Annotated in this window: 1 protein-coding gene; it reads right to left on the reverse strand. The window is 57.1% G+C overall.

Annotation, left to right across the window (positions count from 1 at the left end):
* Window positions 1–192: hypothetical protein (locus AAEY83_RS18740; RefSeq protein ID WP_502945231.1), on the reverse strand; the 192-nt coding region annotated here is incomplete at its 3' end.
* Window positions 193–233 lie beyond the last annotated feature (41 nt).

Consider the following 233-nt stretch of genomic DNA (forward strand, 5'->3'; position numbering starts at 1 on the left):
GTTCTGCGCCATGTACAAGGCAAACTGCTCGACCACAGGCCAGCCGCCGATGAGGTACTGGCGCATGGTTTTCGCGCTGAGTCTGTTGTCGCGCATGCGCTGATAAAGTTCATGTTCGACAACCCGGCGCTTGCTCTCGCTGCAATCCTTGATGAGCTGTTGCGCCCAGGCAGGATAACTTGCAGCTTCCATGAGGGGTCCGGTTCGGTTGAATGTGTCGATCACTGTTCGGC

The sequence above is a fragment of the Psychrobacter sp. TB20-MNA-CIBAN-0197 genome, from assembly GCF_040309765.1.
Classification (GTDB): Bacteria; Pseudomonadota; Gammaproteobacteria; order Pseudomonadales; family Moraxellaceae; genus Psychrobacter; species Psychrobacter submarinus.